Here is a 20,050-nt window from a genome sequence, read left to right as displayed (position 1 = left end):
TATTTAATCAACCTTTTCTACCTTTAGCAACTGGCCGTGTTTTAATTCATAAATGGTATCCACATAGGCCAGGATGGAGCGGTCATGGGTCACCATGATGGCGCTCTTGTTTTTGGATTTGACTTCTTTCCGGATCAATTGGGCGATTTCTTGCCCTCGATCCGGGTCTAGGCTAGCGGTTGGCTCATCAGCTAAAATGACCTGCGGATTTCCGATAAAGGCCCGAGCGATGGCTGCCCGTTGTTTTTGCCCACCAGACATCTGATTCGGGTATTGGTGGTAACAAGCTTCGATGCCCAGATCTGCCAACAAGGCTTTGACTTCTTCTTGGCGTTTTTTCTTGTCCTTTTCCCCCTTCAATTTGGCCACCAGTTCTAACTGGTCACCGATTTTCATATAGGAGAGGAGCTGGTGATCTTGAAAGATAAAGCCGAGCAAGTCTAGCCGTTTTTGCGTCCACTGGCCTTGGTTGAGGCCAGTCAAGTCTTGGCCTGCGATGCGAATCCGCCCCTCATCCGCTGATAAAAGCAAGCCAGCGATGGCTAAAAGCGTGGACTTTCCAGATCCTGAAGGGCCCAAGATGGCGACAAATTCGTTGGGTTCGACGCTTAAATTAAGCTGGTTGAGGACATGGTGCATCTGATTGCCATCGGCGTAGGATTTTCTGATATTTTCTAATGCAATAATAGCCATCTTATTCTCCATTTCCACCAATGACTTCGATTGGATCTACTTTTTTTATTTTGACAAGGGACAAGGCACCACACAAAATAGAGGTCAGGATAAAGCTAACTGAAATGGTGAGGTTGTCTTTCAGGGTCATAAAGGAAGGGACGCTATTGGGTAAAAATGGCGCCATCATGGTTGCCAGGCCAAGACCCAGCAGTACTCCGATGAGGGAGATGATGGTGAGCTGGGATAGTTGGACATAGGTAATCTGGCTCATGGACATGCCAATGGCCTTCAAGACGCCGAACTGTTTCAACTTCTGCAGGGTCAGGATATAGAAGAAAACCCCAAGGATAGCAGAAGAAGCGAGTAGTAGCACCCACGTGATCATCCGTAGCGTCAGGTTTTGAGCCTTGTAGCCAGGGATTTTATCGATCACTTGCTTCTTATCCGCCACCATTAAGTTACTGGATAGATCGTTAGAAGTGATGCTCTTCTTGGTCACAAGGGTTTGGGCTTGCCATTGATAGCTTGGATCTGTTTTTTGCCGCATGCCTGTGTAGGTCTCCGAGCTGATAAAGCCAATCTCGCTATAGCCATATTTAGCATTTTTCGCAAAGGCCACGACCTTGAGTTTTTGCTTAGAGGTTTTGTCAATCACTTGATCGCCGACTTGGATCCCTTCGTCCTCTTTGAAAGAACTGTCCAAAATGACCTCGTTTTTCTGTAAGTCGGAGATCTTGAGCTCTGTATCTTCCATGATTGGATTGAGGATTTCCTCCTCATTATGATCGGTCGCGAAGTAGGTGATGTCCAGGGTATTGGAATCCTCTGATTTTGAGATGGTTGCCCGCTGGATGGACAAGCCAGAATAGTCTATCCCTTCTATCTTTTGGACCTCATCTAAATCTTTCGCCGTAATGGTTGAAAAGGGGATAATCCCTTCTGAATCCGTCGAAAGGATGTAGTGCAGAGCCCCATAGTTATCGATTTGGGCCGATACCGAACGGCCCAGTCCATTTGTCAGACCGGACAAAAACACCACCATAAACATGAGAATGGTAATGAGAAGTTCAATCAGGATAAACTTCTTAGGTTGGAATTTAATTTCATTCCATGCAATTTTCATTATCGTCTCCTTTTAACACGGAGGTGCTCAAGTAGCTTGGCACCTAAACATACTCTACCATCATACCACAAGTAGCGGGATAATAGGGGGATGATGTTTGGTAGAGTGTTTCAAAAACATTATTCTTATTATCTTTCCTTTAGATACTTAAATGCCTATGAATCTGTTATTCTTCTTGTTAAGTAGACTCTGATACATATGGTTTGTGGTATACTGGGATTATAGAGAAACGATGCTAAAAACCAAATCGGAGGATAACATGTTAGAAAACTTTATTAAAGAGGCAGATATGCCCCAAGAAGTCATTGAAAAGTATAAGGATCAAGTTCCTACTGAGTTGCTACAGATTTGGCAAGAGGATGGTCTGGGAACCTTTTTAGATGGTTATTTGAAGGTGATTAATCCAGAGGATTATCTTGAGCTTCTCCGAGATAGCTATTTCAGAGGAGATATCGCTTTCCCTATGTTCATAACAGCATTTGGAGATATTATTACTTGGGAAGAGAACGCCTACGTAGGAATTGTCCAATATAATATTCAGGATTTGGATATTATGATTAAGCGTATGGATCGCTTCATAGAGTATGTTGATGATGAAGATTTCAAAGACGATTATTTCGATATTCCACTCTACAAAATAGCTGTAGCCAAACATGGTCAACTAGCCTACGATGAATGTTTCGGTTTTGTCCCGCTCTTGGCATTAGGAGGCTTTAAAGATGTGGATCACATGGATAAAGTAAAAGTCCTGGAACACATTTATCTCATGTACCAACTCACAGGCGGAGTGTTTGACGATTGATAGAAAAAGAGCCGCCAACGAGGTGGTTTTCTTGTGGTTTAATCAAAGATGGTACATATGGAATGTGGTATACTAGTCTTGTTGTGAATTTGAACTTTTGATCAATGGTAGTAGCTGCTGTTTTCTTAATGTGGATTAAACTGATAATTAATTTTATTTCAACTTATAAATTGAACAAATATCGTTATATAAAAAAATAAAAGAGGTATTATGTCTATTTCGTTTACTTATTGTGGAGTTGCATGTGGAGTCCTTTCTATTGATAATAAATTTTATATAGGAATTGATCCCGATTTATCTCCCAAAGGAACTTTAGTTCAGTTTAAAGGATTTGTGTCCGAGAAACAAACTGATGTCAATAATGATAAGTCTCTTCTTAATAAAGTTGATGTATGGCTAATAACTCATGGTCATCATGATCATTTAGATGATGTAGGAAGAAATTATTTAAAGGGTAAAACTGTAATTTCTCCTAATAAGAAAATCTTAAATGGGTTATCTGGCTTAAATAACTTTGTTTTAAAATGGGGCGAAGAAAAGCAGTTTTATGTCGGTGACTATCTTATTACTATCAAAGCCTTACCAGCCTATCATGCTAGTAATTTCATTATGCAAAAAATAGTTGGTAAAGTTAATGGTTATCAAATATCAATTGCAAGTTCATCAGAAACTAAGGTGATTTATTTTACGGGTGATACTATTTTCTATTCAAATTTAACAAAAAGTGTTCCAAAAAATATAGATGCTATTTTTGCTAATTTAGGTGCTGTAAAATCTGATTCGTTTGGTGGACCATTTACAATGGATTTGAAAATGCTAAACCAAATGAATGATCTACTTCAACCTAAAAATATTTATCCAATTCATATTGAAGACTATAGTCATTATAATACGACAAATAAAGAAGTCGAAGACGCAAACTATACAGTTTTATCTATTGGAGAAACTATTGATATCTAATTGATTTGATGAATAAATGTATAGTAGAAAAGTTTTTGAATAAAAAAATCCAAAGTAGGTCTTAAAATAGAGTTTACTCGTGCCAATACTGATAAAGTTTGGGTAGCAGAGGTAGAATTTTTGTAGCTGTGTATTATGAAATTCGGATGAAGAAGAGAAAATTTGTATTCTATTCGTTACTAGTAGTTCTGTTATTATCTTTCAGTGGCTTTTAGTACTATAAGCATCAACGAATACATAATATTTTTGATGAAATATACTATGAGGAAAGTGATGTCGGAAGGTATTTGTCCGACATCTTTTTATGAATAATCATCATTGTTACTTTTGTGCTTTTGATACGATATAATAAAAGCACGAAAGTAACAACCGGGAGGCTGAAATGATTCAAAAACAAATACAGGAAATGCTAGATCATCAGTCTATTATTAGAACATCGGATGTAGTTAAAAGTTGAAAGATGGATTGGTGCCGAAAGGTTATCAAGTGCACCATGAATTGCCACTTAATGATAGTGGAACCAACGACTTTAGCATTTTGGTCTTGATAAAGAATGAACTTTACCATAAAGTTATTACCAATTATCAAAACAGTTTTGCTAGAACAATGAAAATCTGGGACAATAAGGAAGTTTTGTGGTCGATCATTGGAAAAAACATATATAATTAGTGAGGTAATTAAATGTGGCTTGAACTTTTAGAAAAAATAGAAAGAATTGAATCTGGTTATGGGGAAAAGTTAAATTCTCCAATTGATTTAGATAAAATTAAATCTCTTAGCAAAAATGAAATAAACGAAGTTAAAATATTTATAGAACAAGAATATTCACGATTTTTAACAAAAGTAAATGGTCTTGATTTTAATGGGAGTGTACTTTATGGTTTAAAAACAGATGATAATTGTTCTGCTGAGGTTTATGATTTCTTTGATTATAATAATATTTGGCATGAAGTTGAAGAAAATAAACGGTTTGTTTTTATCGGAGAGAACAATATTAGTTGGTTTGTATATAATCCTAGTAACAATGAATATTTGGAATTAGATACGCCATCTGCGGAGGTAGTAGAGAAATTTAATTCTTTGGATGATTTACTTGAAAGTTTTCTTTCAGATGCTATTGAATATGCCTCTTGAAAAGATAGGTAAAATATGATAAATAATTTTCCAACGGCAGATATGGAAGCCTTCCAAAGAGAGCATAATAGAAACTAGATGATACAATCAAAAAAGCCACCCTTGGGTGGCTTTTTCTATACTTCATTTCACCATTTCGTCAAGGAAATTTCTCCACTATTGAGCCAGATTTCTTCTTGATTGTCTAATTGGACCAAGAGTTGGCCGGTATCAGAGATGTCTTTGGCGAGTCCTTGATAGGTCTGTTGGTTCTGCCCAAAAGTGACAGTTCGTCCTAGGACCAGGGAGCGCTCTTTATAGAGGTAGACCAGTTCATCAATATCCGTTTGGAAGAATTCCTTCCAGATCTCGCTGATAAGGTCATTGCGGGTGATGGGACAAGGCCCTTCAAATAAGGAACCAGCCTTACTTTCTAGCTCTTCTGGGAAAGTAGGGATGGCTAAATTGAGACCGACTCCGATAATGACATCCGTGACAAGACCAGTCTCGATTGACGTGATGGCTTCAGTTAAGATTCCCCCAATTTTTTTATGGCGGTAGTAAATATCATTGACCCACTTGATATCGATATCGATCAGGGTCAGGTTTTTAATAGCCTTGTAGATAGCCCCAGCGACCATGAGGGTATATGGGGGGAGCTCCGCAGGGGGCAGTTGTGGCTTGAGATGAAGGGACATGTAGATGCCCCCTTGATCGGGGCAGTAGTAGTCACGACCAAAGCGGCCCTTTCCAGCGGATTGCGAATTGGCTAGGTAGAGCGCCTTGCCTTCTTGATGGGCTTCTATGCCTAATTTGGCATCCAATTGGGTGGAGCTACATTGTTCATTTAAGGAAACGGTCAATTGGGTATTTTTTGCGATGACCTCAGGTAGCAGAATATCGCCTGAGACCAGTTTGTAGCCCTTCTTTTTGAGGGATTCGATAACGACCCCATCTTTTTCTAGACGTTGGATAGCCTTCCAGATAGAGGTGCGGGAAACACCTAGTTCTTGCGCCAGCTGCTCCCCGTTGACATAATCATCTGCCTGAGAAAGGGTTTGAAAGAGGATTTCGTGTGTTTTCATAAGACCTCCTAGCGACTGCTGTCTCGAATCGTGAGTTTGGTGGCTAATTTGACCATATAGGGAACACTTGGTTGAGCCCCTTGAAAGGTCTGCCGCAACATCTGAATAGCTTGCTTGCCCATTTCTTCTGTGTAGACGGTTACTGTAGAGAGAGCGGGAAAAACATACTTAGCAATCGATGTATCATTGAAGGAAATGAGACTGACGCGATCAGGAACTGCGATTTGGTGCTCCTGAAGAGACCGCAGGGCTCCAACAGCTAAGGCATCACTAGCCATGAAAAAGGCAGTTGGCAAGACGTCGCCCAAGTCTTGAATCAGCTGCTCCATCATCTGATAACCTGACTCAGTTGAGAATTGACCAACAGAGACAAAGCGCTCCTCATAAAGTCCTTTTTCCGTGAGAAACTGTTGAAAGCTCCGTTGACGGGGATCCATCTGTAGCGGTGTCGCATCTGCCGTCTCTTCCTGCCCGACCAAGAGCCCGATCTCCTTGTGGCCCTGCTCAAGAAAGTACTCGAGAGCAGTGATGACAGAATCTTCTAAATCGGTCGTCACACAGGAATGCCCTAAATAGAGGGTATTGCTATCGACAAAGATCAGGGGTTTGCCGTAGCTTTCTAGATCTCGAATGGTCTTGGGACTGAATTTTCCAAGAGCGATGATGCCGTCTGCCTCTTGAATCAAGGACCAATCGTCATTATTGAAGATACGAAAGATCTCATAGCCTAATTCCTGGGCTTGTTTTTCTAACCCCATCCGAATGGCATAGTAGTAGAGGTCATCTAATTCTTCTTCGCGTGTGTACCATTCAAAGATGATGATTTTATGAAAATCCTCAACTGGTTGAGGCGCTGTTTTGCGGCTTTTCTTTTGGTAATGCAGTTCCTCAGCGATGCGAAGAATCCGACTGCGTGTGTCTTCACTGACCGATAAGGTCGCATCCTGGTTGAGAACGCGAGAGACCGTTGCTTGTGAAACGCCTGCTTTTTCCGCAATGTCTTTAATCGTTGCCATAGTTCATCCTTTATTGCTTACTAGTTCCAGTATACTCTAAAAAATAGTAAAAAGAAATAAAATTTTACTAAATTTTATGTTTGCTACGATATTGGCTAGGAGTCAGTTGGCTATAGGCCTTAAAAGCCTTTGAAAAATAGAGGGGATCCGAAAAGCCCACCGAGTAAGCTACAATCTTAATGCTTTCGTCCGTGTTGGTCAGTAACTGTTGGGCACGTTGCATGCGGACCGAGTGCAAGAATTCCTTGGGAGAGATCTGGTGAAACTCCTTAAAGATAGTTGTCAGATAGGAGCGATGGACATTGAGGTCATCAGCGATCTCTTGAATACTTAGATGCTCTTTATTGTAATGTGTCTCAATCACATGCTTGCAGGTCAGATAGAGCTGATAGGTGGGAGATGGATGGCTCCGATGGATATCGGGAGCCACTTCACTGATAAGAAATAGCAGTTCATAGATCTGCGAGAGAAGGTGGAGTTGGTAGTGAGAAGTCATTTTCGAAGCCTCTGCCTTGTGGACGAGTCGCTCCATAAACTGGCCGATCTTTTCTGTTTCCACCTCTGTTTTCTTTAGAAAACCTTTTTCATGCAGGGTTGAAAAACGCATGAAATCACTCACCTTGGTGCCACTGATGCCAATCCAGTAGTAGGACCAAGGTTCTTCGGCATCGGCCTTGTAGTAGGTCACTATATTTTTAGGGAGGAGAAAGAGATCCCCAGCCTCTAGGTGGATTTCTTTTTTATTGAAGTGGAAGACTCCCTTCCCTTCTGTAATAAAATGCAGGACAAAATTATCTCGGACGCTAGGGCCAAATTCATAGTTCTTCGGGCAATCTTCGTAGCCATAAAAATCAAGGGCTAGGTCAATGGTATCGGTTTGGTATTCAGAAAAGACTAACATCGGTAAACCTCCTACCTAACATTTTACCATATATGTCCAACAAAATTCTATTTTCGAAAGCGTTTACATCAAGTAAAATAAAGACATGCTAAAAAAGAAAGTTATTGGAACTGAAATTAAAAATACATAGTGATATTTTTCGGGTCCAATGGAGGAAGATATGGCAATTCGTATTGAACAGAATTTGTTCTATGTAGAAAGTAAGGGACTGAGCCTGATCCTTGAAAATCGAGATGGCTACCTGATGCTTAAGCATCTGGGGCGCCCGATCCCGTCTTATCATTTTTCCAATACCGTGCATGAGAAGGATCATGCTTTCTCTGGAAATCCAACACCTGACCATCGAACCTTCAGCTTGGATACCCAGCGTCAGATCTTAGGACAGCACGGGCTTGGAGATTTTCGAAAGCCGTCTATTCAAATCCAGCACGGTGCCACAGAGGTGACAGATTTCCTCTATGTCGGAGCCAATATCTACTCTGGCAGTGTCGAGGCAACTGGTCTTCCCAATCCCCATACAGTAGATAGTGCTGAAACCTTGGCCTTGGTCTTTGAAGATGATCAAGCGGCCCTTCGTTTGACCCTCTATTACACAGCCTACGAGGATCGGACAACCATCACCAGCTTTTCAAAGATTGAAAACTGTAGTGATGAAACCGTCGTGATCCACAAGGCTCTCAGTGTGTTGGCAGATCTCCCAGCAGGTGACTATGATGTCATCACCCTTCAAGGGGCCTATGCGAGAGAAAAAACAGTCCGCCGCCAGCAAGTAGAGCAAGGAATCTTCTCCATCAGCTCCAACCGTGGTGCTTCTGGACACGCCCAGACTCCTGCCCTTATTCTAGCAGATCATGAAGTGACCGAAGATGCCGGTTCAGCCCTTGCCTTCCAACTGCTCTACAGTGGGAATTTTGAAGGATTTGTTCAAAAGAATCAACTCAATGAAGTTCGGGTTGGATTGGGAATCAATCCAGAAAACTTCTCTTGGGAGTTAGCGCCAAATCAGAGCTTTGATACGCCGGTAGCCATGATCAGCTACTCACATGAGGGATTGACTGGCCTCAGTCAAGAAAGTCAAGCATTTGTCCAAGACCATATCATTCCTAGCCCCTTTGCCCATAAAGAACGTCCAATTCTTATCAACAACTGGGAAGCAACCTACTTTGATTTCAAGAAAGAAAAGTTATTGGAGCTGGCAGATGAGGCTCAAAAAGTGGGAATCGAGCTCTTTGTTCTTGATGATGGCTGGTTTGGCAATCGCTATGATGATAATCGGGCCCTTGGTGACTGGACTGTCAATGAAGAAAAATTAGGAGGAAGCCTTGCAGAACTGATCCAAGGCATCCATGACAAGGGACTTCAATTTGGCCTTTGGGTGGAGCCAGAAATGATTTCTGTTGATAGCGACCTCTATCGTGCTCATCCGGACTGGGCTATTCAAGTCCCAGGCTACGAACACACCTATTCACGGAATCAACTGGTGCTCGATTTCGCAAATAAAGAAGTAGTGGCTTATATCAAGCAGGTCTTGGATGACTTACTTGGAAAGCATGAGATCGACTATATCAAATGGGATATGAACCGCAATATCACTAAACTTGGAAATGGTAAAACCTACCTTGAAACCAAGATGCAATCCCATGCTTATATCTTGGGCCTCTATGAAGTGGTTTCTTACTTAACAGAGAAGTACGAGAACATCCTCTTTGAGTCCTGCTCCGGAGGTGGTGGCCGCAATGACCTCGGTATGATGCGTTACTTCCCGCAGGTATGGGCGAGTGACAATACGGATGCCATTGCCAGACTTCCGATACAGTACGGTTCTAGCTACCTCTATCCTACCATTTCTATGGGGGCTCACGTATCAGCGGTGCCAAATCACCAGATGGGACGGATGACACCGCTTGAAACGCGAGGTCATGTAGCCATGATGGGAAATTTGGGCTATGAATTGGATCTGACTAGTCTTCCGCAAGAGGAGTTGGATCGGATCGCAGCTCAAGTCGCTCATTACAAAACGATTCGACCACTGGTTCAATTCGGAAAACACTACCGCTTGATCAATCCAAGCCAAGGTAGCAATCAAGCAGCCGTCCAGTTCACTTATCAAGACCGCACGGTTGTAACCTATGTACGGGTCTTATCAACGGTTGAAGAGATCGAGCCGACCCTGAAACTCAAAGGGTTGGAAGAAGATGCGCTCTATAGCCTAGAAGGGACGGATCAAGTCTATTCAGGAGCCGAGCTAATGTATGCTGGCTTAACCGTCATTCTTCCTCAGGGAGATTTCCTCAGCAAACAATATGTTTTTGTCAAAAAATAAAAGGAGACAGCCAAATGAAATGGTATAAAAAAATCGGACTTCTTGCGACTACAGGCTTAGCCTTGTTTGGGCTTGGCGCTTGCTCCAACGATGGTAAATCTGCTGATGGCACAGTGACCATCGAGTATTTCAACCAGAAAAAAGAAATGACCAAAACCTTGGAAGAAATCGCGCGTGATTTTGAAAAGGAAAATCCAAAGGTCAAGGTCAAAGTTGTCAATGTACCAAACGCTGGTGAGGTGTTGAAGACACGTGTCCTCGCAGGAGATGTGCCAGATGTGGTCAATATTTACCCACAGTCCATCGAATTGCAAGAATGGGCGAAAGCGGGTGTCTTCGAAGATTTAAGCAATAAAGACTATCTGAAACGTGTAAAAAATGGCTACGCTGAAAAATATGCCGTAAATGGAAAAGTCTACAACGTTCCTTTCACAGCCAATGCTTACGGAATCTACTACAACAAAGATAAATTCGAAGAGCTGGGTTTGAAGGTTCCTGAAACTTGGGACGAATTTGAACAGTTGGTAAAAGACATCGTTGCCAAAGGACAAACTCCATTTGGGATTGCAGGAGCAGATGCTTGGACCCTCAATGGTTACAATCAATTGGCCTTCGCGACAGCAGCAGGTGGAGGAAAAGAAGCCAACCAATACCTTCGTTATTCTAAGCCAAATTCCATTAAATTGTCTGATCCGATTATGAAGGATGACATCAAGGTCATGGATATCCTTCGCATTAAAGGTTCTAAGCAAAAGAACTGGGAAGGTGCAGGTTATACAGACGTTATCGGAGCCTTCGCGCGTGGGGATGTCCTCATGACACCAAATGGGTCTTGGGCTATCACCGCGATCAATGAACAAAAACCGAAATTTAAGATTGGGACCTTCATGATTCCAGGGAAAGAAAAAGGACAAAGCTTAACCGTTGGTGCGGGAGACTTAGCATGGTCTATCTCAGCTACTACCAAACATCCAAAAGAAGCCAATGCCTTTGTGGAATACATGACCCGTCCAGAAGTCATGCAAAAATACTATGATGTGGACGGATCTCCAACAGCGATCGAAGGGGTCAAACAAGCAGGAGAGGATTCACCGCTTGCTGGGATGACCAAATATGCCTTTACGGATCGTCACTTGGTCTGGTTGCAACAGTACTGGACCAGTGAAGCAGACTTCCATACCTTGACGATGAACTATGTCTTGACAGGTGATAAGCAAGGAATGGTCAATGATTTGAATGCCTTCTTTAACCCGATGAAAGCGGATGTGGATTAGGAGTAGAGAGACGATGAAAAAAGTATTACAAAAATATTGGGCATGGGCTTTTGTGGTCATTCCCCTCTTATTACAAGCAATTTTATTCTATGTGCCAATGTTCCAAGGAGCCTTTTACAGTTTTACCAACTGGACAGGTTTGACCTATAACTACAAGTTTGTTGGCTTGAACAACTTTAAGCTCCTCTTTATGGATCCAAAATTCATGAATGCCATTGGCTTTACTGCGATCATCACGATTGCCATGGTGGTTGGTGAAATTGCCCTTGGGATCTTCATTGCGCGTGTCTTGAACTCTAAAATCAAAGGGCAAACCTTCTTCCGTGCTTGGTTCTTCTTCCCAGCTGTTTTGTCTGGTTTGACAGTGGCTTTGATCTTCAAACAAGTCTTCAACTATGGTCTACCAGCCATTGGGAATGCCCTTCATATTGAGTTTCTCCAAACCAGTCTTTTAGGGACTAAGTGGGGAGCGATCTTTGCGGCTGTCTTTGTCCTTCTTTGGCAAGGGGTGGCCATGCCCATCATTATCTTCCTAGCTGGTCTGCAATCTATCCCAACTGAGATTACAGAAGCAGCAAGAATCGATGGTGCAACGAGCAAGCAAGTCTTCTGGAATGTTGAATTGCCTTACTTGCTACCAAGTGTCTCTATGGTCTTTATCCTAGCCCTAAAAGGTGGGCTTACCGCCTTTGACCAAGTCTTTGCCATGACTGGTGGGGGTCCAAACAATGCCACAACCTCACTTGGGCTCTTGGTTTATAACTACGCCTTTAAAAACAACCAATTCGGATACGCCAATGCCATTGCCGTAATCTTGTTCTTCTTGATTGTAGTGATTTCGATCATCCAATTGAGAGTATCTAAGAAATTTGAAATTTAAGAGGAGAAGCACGATGAAACAAGATGAAAGAAAAGCTTTGATTGGCAAATACATTCTATTGATTCTAGGATCGGTTCTGATTTTAGTGCCGCTCCTTGCCACCCTCTTTAGTTCCTTCAAACCCACCAAGGATATCGTAGATAATTTCTTTGGATTCCCGACGAATTTCACATGGGACAACTTTAGTCGACTCTTGTCAGATGGAATCGGAGGCTATTATTGGAACTCTGTCGTCATCACTGTCTTGTCTTTACTTGCAGTAATGATCTTTATCCCCATGGCAGCATACTCCATCGCACGTAATATGAGTAAGAGAAAAGCCTTTACCATCATGTACACCCTCTTGATCCTTGGGATTTTCGTACCTTTCCAAGTCATCATGATTCCGATTACGGTTATGATGAGTAAACTCGGTTTGGCTAACACCTTTGGTTTGATCTTGCTCTACTTGACCTATGCGATTCCACAGACCCTCTTTCTCTATGTAGGGTATATCAAAATCTCGATTCCAGAAAGTTTGGATGAAGCAGCAGAGATCGATGGGGCTAATAAGTTTACAACCTATTTCCGCATCATCTTCCCAATGATGAAACCGATGCATGCGACAACCATGATTATCAATGCCCTTTGGTTCTGGAATGACTTCATGTTGCCACTCCTTGTCTTGAACCGCGATTCCAAAATGTGGACCTTGCCTTTGTTCCAATACAACTACGCAGGCCAATATTTCAACGACTACGGACCAAGCTTTGCTTCCTACGTTGTCGGTATTATCAGTATCACCATTGTCTATCTCTTCTTCCAACGCCATATCATCGCAGGAATGAGCAACGGCGCAGTGAAATAACAAGATACAAAGGGACGATTTAGCTTGCTGATTTCAATCGTATCCTAGGAAGCAATTCTAAAATAGAAAAACTCATGAAAGCCAGGTCCTCAAAGACTTGGCTTTCAAAAAAGAAAGGGAACCATTATGCCAATTCAAAACAAAACAATGTTAATTACTTACTCAGATAGCTTAGGAAATAACCTGAAGGATCTCTATGAAAATCTGGAGAAGCACTTTGGGGATGCAGTAGGTGGGGTTCACCTCTTGCCATTTTTTCCATCAACCGGTGACCGTGGCTTTGCGCCTGTGGACTATGACCAAGTGGATCCAGCCTTTGGAGATTGGGAAGATGTCAAACGCTTGGGCGACAAGTATTATCTTATGTTTGACTTTATGATTAATCACATTTCTCGTCAATCTAAATACTACAGGGACTACCAAGAAAAGCACGACCAAAGTGCCTACAAGGATCTCTTTCTCAACTGGGACAAGTTCTGGCCGGAGAATCGTCCGACTCAAGCAGATGTAGATTTGATTTATAAGCGGAAAGATCGAGCTCCTAAACAAGCTATCACTTTTGCGGATGGGACGACTGAGCATCTCTGGAATACCTTTGGGGAAGAGCAGATTGATCTAGACGTGACCAAGGAAGTAACTATGGACTTTATTCGAAAGACCATCGAACATCTGGCAAGCAATGGCTGTGACCTCATTCGCCTAGATGCCTTTGCCTATGCAGTGAAGAAATTGGACACAAATGATTTCTTCGTGGAGCCAGACATTTGGGATTTGTTGGATAAGGTGCGCGATATGGCAGCAGGCTACGGTGCTGAGCTTTTGCCAGAGATTCATGAGCACTATTCTATCCAATTTAAGATTGCCGATCACGACTATTATGTCTATGACTTCGCGCTACCCATGGTAACCCTCTATACCCTCTATAGCTCAAAAGTGGAGCGCCTTGCCAAGTGGTTGAAGATGAGTCCGATGAAGCAGTTCACGACGCTGGACACCCATGACGGGATTGGGGTGGTCGATGTCAAGGATATCTTGACGGATGAAGAGATTGACTATGCTTCAAATGAGCTTTATAAGGTTGGGGCAAATGTTAAACGCAAATATTCAACAGCAGAATACAACAACTTGGACATCTACCAAATCAATTCGACCTACTATTCAGCGCTTGGTGATGACGATCGTAAGTACTTCCTAGCCCGCTTAATTCAAGCTTTTGCACCAGGTATTCCACAAGTTTATTATGTTGGATTCCTAGCTGGGAAGAATGATTTGGAACTTTTAGAAAATACCAAAGAAGGCCGCAATATTAACCGTCATTACTACAGCAATGAAGAAATCGCTCAAGAAGTGGAGCGACCAGTCGTGCAATCCCTTCTCAAGCTCTTTAGTTTCCGGAACAACTCGCAAGCTTTTGACTTAGAAGGAAGCATCGAGGTGGAAACACCAGATGAACATACCATTGTCATCACGCGCCAAAACAAAGACCAAACTGTCACAGCAGTAGCCCGAATCGATCTTGCTGAGGGCACTTACCAAGTGACAGAAAATGGTCAAGAAATGGTGTTTTAAAAAAATATGAACGAAGTTAAGGATAAGTAAAAAATGCTTATCCTTTTTCTGTTTTAGATATTGCAACCGTTTACAAAACTATAAAACAATGGTACAATATCTATTGAAAGAAAGGAGGTCGCTTTATGAAAAAAATCATTTATCCATCTGCGGCCCTATTAACGGCTTTTGCTCTATTATCCGTTCAAACAGCAAAAGCAGACACAGCTCAAGCGTCGGATCAAGCCAATGAACCGGTAGCAACAGTAGAAGAGGTGGTGGCTTCTCCAACTCCAGAAAGTACCACAGAAAATCAGGGAGAAGTGGCCGAAACGCCGACTTCAACAGACCGTGCAGCTGTTCCTTCTGCCTCCCCAACGGTAACATCGACAGAGACGGCATCTCCTGAAGTGGAAAAACTGATTGAAAACATGCCACTCAAGCAAAAAGTGACTCAAATGATCATGCCGGACTTCCGTAAGTGGCAGGAGGCTAATCAGGAGTCGCCACAGGATCTCACCAAGGTCAATGCTGAAGTAGCGGATGCGATTGATAAATACGATTTTGGAGGCGTCATTCTTTTTGCTGAAAACGTCAAAGAAACCAAGCAGACCCTTGCTCTGACGCAAGATATGCAAAAGGCAGCGATCGAAAACAAGGCCAACAATGGGAAGATTCCGCTATTGTTAGCCATCGACCAAGAAGGGGGGATCGTCTACCGCTTGGGTACGGGTACAGCCCTTCCCGGTAATATGGCCATCGGAGCTACCAATGATCCCAAACTAGCGAAAGAAGCTGGTCAAATTATCGGACGTGAACTTTCTGCACTAGGCTTGAATGTGGATTTTGCTCCGGTTCTAGATACCAATAACAATCCTCAAAATCCTGTGATTGGGCTTCGTTCCTTCTCATCTGATCCAAACCGGGTTGCCTACTTGGGTATTCCGATGATGAAAGGCATTCAGGACTACAATGTGGCTGTAGCAGCCAAGCATTTCCCAGGTCACGGAGATACAGCGGTCGATTCACATACGGGTCTCCCATTGGTGGATAAATCACTTGCTGAGCTTGAAAAATTGGAACTCCTTCCATTCAAAAAAGCTATGGATGAAGGGGTAGACCTCTTGATGACGGCTCATATCCAATACCCGCAGATTGAAAAAGATCAGGTCGTTTCAAAAGAAACAGGTGAGAAAATCTATGTTCCAGCGACGCTCTCTGATGATATTTTAACGGGCTTGGTACGAAAGAAATACGGCTATAAGGGCGTGATTGTCTCCGATGCCATGGGAATGGATGCTATCGCTAAGAACTTCGGTGAGGTGGAAGCTGTGAAGATGGCCATCAAAGCAGGAGTTGACCTGGTCTTGATGCCAACGACCCTTCGCAGTAAAGCGGATTTGACCAAGATTGATACCATTGTCAATGCGGTGGTAGATGCCGTGAAAACGGGTGACATTTCTGAAGATCGCTTAAATGAGTCGGTTCGCCGGATCCTGACCCTCAAAGAAAAACGTGGGGTCCTGAATTTTGATCCAAGTGCTAGGACGGCTGAAAAAGCAGAAGAAGCAGTCGGATCAACCCTCAACCGTGACTTGGAACGCAAGATTGCTGCAGCTGCAGTGACGGTTGTAAAAAATGAAGACAATACCTTGCCGTTTAAGGTGCAAACAGGAGACCATGTCTTACTCTTAGGAGCTTTTGAAAACGAAGTTCCTGGACTCAATTTGAGCATGCGTCGCTTAATTGCTGACGGAGTGCTTCCAAAAGATACCTCCTTTGTGACCAAGAACTTCACTAAAGAATCTACCCTTGATAGTCTAAAAGAAGACCTCGAAAAAGCCACCCATATCGTAGTGATTTCAGAGATCGGTTATGAAGGGCACCTGGATAAAGATTTCTGGCGGACCAAGATCCCAACAGAGATCGTCAATTATGCCAATACCAATCATAAGAAGGCAGCTGTCCTTTCTATCTCTAAACCTTATGATGTAGCCAACTATCCAGCAGCCAAAGCCATTTTAGCAGTCTATGGAAATAAGGGAATGGATCCAACGGAATCCCTCAAACCAGATAATGCATTTGGTCCTAATATTCCTGCAGGAGTGGAAGTCATCTTCAATGGCAAGGAACATCTAGGTACCTTGCCGGTTGATATTCCAAAAATTGTAGACGGAAAAATGTCGGAAACAGAGTACGCCTACCGCATTGGTCATGGTCTCTTCTATCCAGCACCGGCACCATTGCCAACACCAGAAACCCAAGATCCAACTTCACCAGTCCAAGATCCAACCCATCAGACACAACCAGTAGAGGTTGGTAACACAGGAACTCAGGTCCTTGTTAGCAAGCAAGAAAAAGCTAGCACTCTTGATGCTCCACAAGTTATTCCGATCGCTGTGAAACAAGCCACTGATCAGGCTCCTGTCAGCGTGTCAGCCAGTCCTGCCTCATCGGTATTGCCAAAAACTGGTCAAACAGAGAATCTCCTCTCCCTCATAGGCATCAGCCTCTTAACCTTCCTTGGATCTTTTGTCTATCCAAGAAAGAAACACTAAAGGATTCAGAATCTCAATTGGGTCACTCCCAATTGAGATTTTTTGGTAAAGTTTTACTAAAATTAACTCAAGTCGGCAATTATCGAATAGAAGTTTTAATCGGAGGAAAACCCTTTGTTATAGCCTTCTTTGGCATAAAATAAAAAATTAATAAAATTTTACTAAAAATACTTGAAGTTTTACTTGCGATCAGATATAATACAAGTATAAAAACGTTTACAAAACTAAAGGAGTTTCTCATGACGACAACAATCACATCTCAAGATTTACAAGCAAAATTCCAGGCTGTCTTTGGGGAAAAGGCTGACCACACTTTCTTTTCACCAGGACGGATTAATCTGATCGGTGAACACACGGACTATAATGGTGGGCATGTCTTCCCAGCAGCCATTACACTTGGTACCTACGGAGCTGCAAGAAAGCGTGAGGATAAGGTCTTGCGTTTCTTCTCAGGAAACTTTGAAGACAAGGGGATCATTGAAGTTCCACTGGATAATCTCCACTTTGAAAAAGAGCACAACTGGACCAACTATCCAAAAGGCGTGCTCCACTTCTTGCAAGAAGCTGGTCATGTCATTGATAGCGGAATGGACGTCTATGTCTACGGCAATATTCCAAACGGATCCGGTCTTTCTTCTTCAGCATCGCTTGAGCTCTTGATTGGCGTCATCGCTGAGAAACTATATGATCTTCAGTTAGATCGTCTAGATCTGGTCAAGATCGGCAAACAAACTGAAAATCACTTCATCGGAGTCAACTCTGGGATCATGGACCAATTTGCCATCGGTATGGGAGCCGACCAACGGGCTATTTATCTCGATACCAACACCCTAGAGTATGATCTGGTACCGCTGGACCTCAAAGACAATGTCGTAGTCATCATGAATACCAACAAACGCCGGGAATTAGCGGATTCAAAATACAATGAACGTCGTTCAGAATGTGAAACTGCCGTTTCTGAACTCCAAGAAAAATTGGATATCCAAACCTTAGGGGAATTGGACCTCTGGGCTTTTGATGCCTACAGCTACTTAATCAAGGATGAAAATCGCATCAAACGGGCTCGTCATGCTGTACTTGAAAACCAACGGACCCTCCAAGCACGCAAGGCACTTGAAGCAGGTGATTTGGAAGGTTTTGGCCGTCTCATGAATGCTTCCCACGTATCCTTGGAGCATGACTACGAAGTGACAGGTCTAGAATTGGATACCTTGGTGCATACAGCCTGGGAACAAGAAGGCGTCTTGGGCGCTCGTATGACAGGAGCAGGCTTTGGTGGTTGCGCCATCGCCCTTGTAAACAAAGATAAGGTTGAAGCATTTAAAGATGCTGTCGGCAAACGCTATGAAGAAGTCGTTGGCTATGCGCCTAGCTTTTATATTGCAGAAGTTGCTGCGGGTACACGGGTGCTTGATTAAAAAGGAGATAGGATGACAGAACAGGTATTAGATGCATTTGTCACAGCCGTCATTGCGGCAAGTGACTACGAAGAGATGGATCGGATTTATCTAAAAAATCGCATCATGAGTCGCGTTGGAGAAGAAGGGCTAGATGCTCCAGCTCATATGGCAGACTTGATTGCGCTCAAAGATCAGTTGGTGGAGATTGCGGTTGCGAATAATATGATCCAGGACAGTATGGCCACCAAGGACAGCTTGGGTGCAGAGTTGATGGATTGGATCACCCCTAGTCCTAGTCAGGTCAACCATCGTTTTTGGGAGACTTACCGTCAGTCTAAGGAAGACGCGATTGCGGATTTCTATGCCCTCTCTAAGCGCAATGATTACATCAAGGTCAAAGCGATTGCGCAAAATATTGCCTTTGCGGCAGAAACTCCCTACGGTTCTCTTGAAATCACCATCAATCTGTCAAAACCTGAAAAAGATCCTAAAGACATTGCAGCGGCCAAACTTGCCAAAGCCAGTCATTATCCAGCCTGCCAATTGTGTTTTGAAAATGAAGGCTATCAAGGTCGCCTAGACCATCCAGCTCGGGCCAATCATCGGATTATTCGCTTTGACATGGACGGTCATGATTGGGGCTTCCAGTATTCCCCTTATGCCTACTTCAATGAACATTGTATTTTCCTCGATAGCCAGCATGTACCCATGGTCATTAGTCGTAAGACCTTTGAGCGACTCTTGACCATTGTCGAGACTTTCCCAGGCTATTTTGCGGGGTCCAATGCAGATCTGCCCATTGTAGGGGGATCCATCCTGACTCATGACCATTACCAAGGCGGACGCCACACCTTCCCTATGGAGCTGGCTCCTGTTGAGGAAAGTTTCACCATTGAGGGATTTGAAGCTGTATCGGTAGGAATTGTTAACTGGCCCATGTCAGTTCTTCGTTTGAATTCAGATGACAAGGCGCAATTGATTGCCCTGGCAGACCATATCCTCACAGCCTGGCGAGGCTACTCGGATCCAGCCGTTCAAGTCTTAGCAGCATCCGACGGTCAGCCCCACCATACCATTACCCCCATTGCACGGATTCGTGATGGGCATTATGAATTGGACTTGGTGCTCCGTGACAACCAAACCTCACCAGAGCATCCAGATGGCATTTATCACCCACATGCGGATGTGCAACACATCAAAAAAGAAAATATCGGCCTGATCGAAGTCATGGGCTTGGCCATTTTGCCACCTCGCCTCAAGGAAGAGCTCAAGCAGGTTCAAGACTATTTGATTGGACGTGAGAATACTGTGGCGACCTACCACCAGCCTTGGGCAGATGATTTGAAAGCCACTCACCCAGCCATCACAGACGAAGCAGAGGCAGAAGCCCTTGTCCGTGAATCAGTTGGCCAGATCTTTGCGCGTGTGCTCGAAGATGCTGGTGTCTACAAGAGAACAGCAGAAGGACAAGCTGCCTTTAGACGCTTTGTTGCGACACTTTAAGTGTGGAGAAGTGGCAGAAATTTGGTACAATAAGAGAGAAGA

Annotated in this window: 16 protein-coding genes; 11 read left to right on the top strand and 5 right to left on the bottom strand. The window is 43.2% G+C overall.

The features are described 5' to 3' along the window. Positions 1 to 3: 3 nt before the first annotated feature. Positions 4 to 693: an ABC transporter ATP-binding protein gene (locus GMC92_RS03640; RefSeq protein WP_155199754.1), complete on the bottom strand. Its 690-nt coding sequence runs from the start codon at positions 691 to 693 to the stop codon at positions 4 to 6. Between the two features lies 1 nt (position 694). After that, positions 695 to 1,798 (bottom strand): ABC transporter permease, encoded by a 1,104-nt coding sequence (locus GMC92_RS03635; RefSeq protein WP_155199753.1) that lies wholly within the window; start codon positions 1,796 to 1,798, stop codon positions 695 to 697. A gap of 259 nt (positions 1,799 to 2,057) precedes the next feature. On the opposite strand from GMC92_RS03635, the gene GMC92_RS03630 reads away from it, so the two are divergent. The 3 genes from GMC92_RS03630 to GMC92_RS03620 all read left to right on the top strand — a co-directional run bounded on the left by GMC92_RS03630 (position 2,058) and on the right by GMC92_RS03620 (position 4,694). Then, complete coding sequence (locus tag GMC92_RS03630; protein WP_155199752.1) at positions 2,058 to 2,600, top strand: T6SS immunity protein Tdi1 domain-containing protein; 543 nt, start codon at positions 2,058 to 2,060, stop codon at positions 2,598 to 2,600. A gap of 210 nt (positions 2,601 to 2,810) precedes the next feature. Further along, entirely contained in the window at positions 2,811 to 3,560 is a 750-nt protein-coding gene (locus tag GMC92_RS03625) for an MBL fold metallo-hydrolase (protein WP_155199751.1), read from the top strand. 681 nt (positions 3,561 to 4,241) lie between these two features. Beyond that, positions 4,242 to 4,694: a YrhA family protein gene (locus GMC92_RS03620; protein ID WP_155199750.1), complete on the top strand. Its 453-nt coding sequence runs from the start codon at positions 4,242 to 4,244 to the stop codon at positions 4,692 to 4,694. Positions 4,695 to 4,822: 128 nt separating this feature from the next. Here the strand turns inward: GMC92_RS03620 and birA are convergent, their stop codons facing one another. The 3 genes from birA to GMC92_RS03605 form a co-directional block, all read right to left on the bottom strand. Continuing rightward, a complete protein-coding gene (birA, locus tag GMC92_RS03615; protein ID WP_155199749.1) occupies positions 4,823 to 5,758 on the bottom strand; it encodes a bifunctional biotin--[acetyl-CoA-carboxylase] ligase/biotin operon repressor BirA in 936 nt (311 codons plus the stop codon). Between the two features lie 8 nt (positions 5,759 to 5,766). Continuing rightward, positions 5,767 to 6,774: a LacI family DNA-binding transcriptional regulator gene (locus GMC92_RS03610; protein ID WP_155199748.1), complete on the bottom strand. Its 1,008-nt coding sequence runs from the start codon at positions 6,772 to 6,774 to the stop codon at positions 5,767 to 5,769. Positions 6,775 to 6,841: 67 nt separating this feature from the next. After that, entirely contained in the window at positions 6,842 to 7,675 is an 834-nt protein-coding gene (locus GMC92_RS03605) for an AraC family transcriptional regulator (RefSeq protein ID WP_155199747.1), read from the bottom strand. A 160-nt stretch (positions 7,676 to 7,835) separates the two neighbouring features. Between GMC92_RS03605 and GMC92_RS03600 the strand changes: the two genes are divergently transcribed. The 8 genes from GMC92_RS03600 to galT all read left to right on the top strand — a co-directional run bounded on the left by GMC92_RS03600 (position 7,836) and on the right by galT (position 20,008). Further along, complete coding sequence (locus GMC92_RS03600; RefSeq protein WP_155199746.1) at positions 7,836 to 9,998, top strand: alpha-galactosidase; 2,163 nt, start codon at positions 7,836 to 7,838, stop codon at positions 9,996 to 9,998. Positions 9,999 to 10,012: 14 nt separating this feature from the next. After that, positions 10,013 to 11,272 (top strand): extracellular solute-binding protein, encoded by a 1,260-nt coding sequence (locus tag GMC92_RS03595; RefSeq protein WP_155199745.1) that lies wholly within the window; start codon positions 10,013 to 10,015, stop codon positions 11,270 to 11,272. Positions 11,273 to 11,285: 13 nt separating this feature from the next. Further along, the gene (locus GMC92_RS03590; RefSeq protein ID WP_173019399.1) at positions 11,286 to 12,152 is read left to right on the top strand and encodes a carbohydrate ABC transporter permease; all 867 of its coding nucleotides are present in this window, start codon (positions 11,286 to 11,288) and stop codon (positions 12,150 to 12,152) included. Between the two features lie 13 nt (positions 12,153 to 12,165). Beyond that, complete coding sequence (locus GMC92_RS03585) at positions 12,166 to 12,999, top strand: carbohydrate ABC transporter permease (protein WP_023918448.1); 834 nt, start codon at positions 12,166 to 12,168, stop codon at positions 12,997 to 12,999. A 126-nt stretch (positions 13,000 to 13,125) separates the two neighbouring features. Beyond that, positions 13,126 to 14,568, top strand: coding sequence for a sucrose phosphorylase (gene gtfA, locus GMC92_RS03580; protein WP_155199743.1), 1,443 nt, complete (start codon positions 13,126 to 13,128; stop codon positions 14,566 to 14,568). Between the two features lie 125 nt (positions 14,569 to 14,693). After that, positions 14,694 to 17,105 (top strand): glycoside hydrolase family 3 protein, encoded by a 2,412-nt coding sequence (locus GMC92_RS03575; RefSeq protein WP_155199742.1) that lies wholly within the window; start codon positions 14,694 to 14,696, stop codon positions 17,103 to 17,105. A gap of 239 nt (positions 17,106 to 17,344) precedes the next feature. Then, on the top strand, positions 17,345 to 18,523 hold the full coding sequence (locus tag GMC92_RS03570; RefSeq protein ID WP_155199741.1) for a galactokinase: 1,179 nt from the start codon (positions 17,345 to 17,347) through the stop codon (positions 18,521 to 18,523). A gap of 12 nt (positions 18,524 to 18,535) precedes the next feature. Beyond that, positions 18,536 to 20,008 carry a UDP-glucose--hexose-1-phosphate uridylyltransferase gene (gene galT / locus GMC92_RS03565; RefSeq protein ID WP_155199740.1) on the top strand — a complete coding sequence of 491 codons (1,473 nt, stop codon included), beginning with the start codon at positions 18,536 to 18,538 and terminating at the stop codon, positions 20,006 to 20,008. Positions 20,009 to 20,050: the final 42 nt, after the last annotated feature.

It is taken from the genome of Streptococcus parasanguinis, assembly GCF_009717775.1.
Taxonomy (GTDB): domain Bacteria; phylum Bacillota; class Bacilli; order Lactobacillales; family Streptococcaceae; genus Streptococcus; species Streptococcus parasanguinis_AG.
This window is presented reverse-complemented; position numbering and strand designations above follow the sequence as displayed.